The sequence below is a fragment of the Oleiphilus sp. HI0123 genome (assembly GCF_001635315.1).
Genome location: NZ_LWGE01001821.1, coordinates 1 through 1108, shown reverse-complemented (window position 1 = coordinate 1108; position 1108 = coordinate 1). Strand labels below are relative to the sequence as shown.

The 1108-nt window shown below is 38.7% G+C and carries 3 protein-coding genes; all 3 read left to right on the top strand.

Translation table 11 applies throughout. The features are described 5' to 3' along the window. A partial coding sequence (locus A3761_RS24480; protein ID WP_156492103.1) for a DUF805 domain-containing protein occupies positions 1-563 on the top strand: 563 nt, incomplete at its 5' end. 103 nt (positions 564-666) lie between these two features. Next, the gene (locus A3761_RS24475) at positions 667-897 is read left to right on the top strand and encodes a hypothetical protein (RefSeq protein ID WP_068553898.1); all 231 of its coding nucleotides are present in this window, start codon (positions 667-669) and stop codon (positions 895-897) included. A 2-nt stretch (positions 898-899) separates the two neighbouring features. Then, positions 900-1108: hypothetical protein (locus tag A3761_RS24470; RefSeq protein WP_156492102.1), on the top strand; the 209-nt coding region annotated here is incomplete at its 3' end.

The window sequence follows — 1108 nt, the reverse complement described above, 5'->3', positions numbered from 1 at the left end:
TTGGCTGTTTCATTTATTTATTCTTTTCTACACTTGGCAGGCTAAGAGATATAAACGTTAATCCAGTTTGGGGGCTTACTTATTTTTTGCCAGGCCTAGCTATTCCACTCACAATATTTTTGCTCCTTATACCTGGCACCAAGGGGCCAAACAAATATGGTGAAGAGCCAAGTTTGAAAAAACCTAAGCTAGATAAGATCCGAGAAATAGCTTCTCATAAGACACCGACGCAAATTGAAGCGGATCGAGTAGAATCGAACAAAGTTGATAAAGAAAATACTGATTTATTGCGTTGCCAGCATGATGTTATAAAGGAAAAGCTTAAGGCTCAAGAATTATGCAAGGTTTTCAAGAACACAATCGGAAATAATAAGAGAGGTTCCAAAATCTTGTTTGTTGGTTTTGATCTATCATTATCAAAATACTATATGTCCATTGCAAAAACGGGTACGCCAAAAGCAGAAATTAAAAAGCAATATTTTCTGAGTTATCAGTTAATGTCAAAAGCCCTTTACGAACAAACGGGTTTACTTATTACCGAGGTGGCTGACCTGAGCACATAACCAGGCCAGCCAGCATCGCTCCCTGCGGTCGCTGGACCTCGTTTCACTCGGCCGCTGCTGGCGGCGTTATATGCAAAATCAGACTCTGCGCTAAGGGAATAAAATGAGAAAAGTTGGTGGTTATTTGCTAGCTGGTTTAGGTGCAGTTTTGGTTTTATTTGGTGCACTTGGTTTTATCGAAACCGGTTACTTTTTACTGACATCTGAGTCTTCCGCGTACGATGTAGGTTTTATTTTTGGCCGCTGTACGGTTTTAATTATTGTTATGGTGCTAGGTTATCGAGCACTTAAAAAATCCAAATCACTTACAAGCGCAATAGCTATCTCAGAGTAACCATGGATATAGTAAATAAATCTACACAAAAGCATTTCTGGTTATCATTTCTAATTGCCAGCCTTGTATCGGCTGCTGCTTATCAGTGGTTATTAATATTAATGGGTGTTTGGGTTTTCTTTATTATGGGCGGTGTTACATTTATTCGTTCAGTTAACCAAAAAGTCTTTTCAATTTTGTGGGGCATGTTTTTTGGTTTAACATTCGCGTT

Excerpts from the sequence above, each read along its gene's own strand:
- A3761_RS24475 (WP_068553898.1), top strand. The coding sequence starts at position 667 with ATGAGAAAAGTTGGTGGTTATTTGCTAGCTGGTTTAGGTGCAGTTTTG.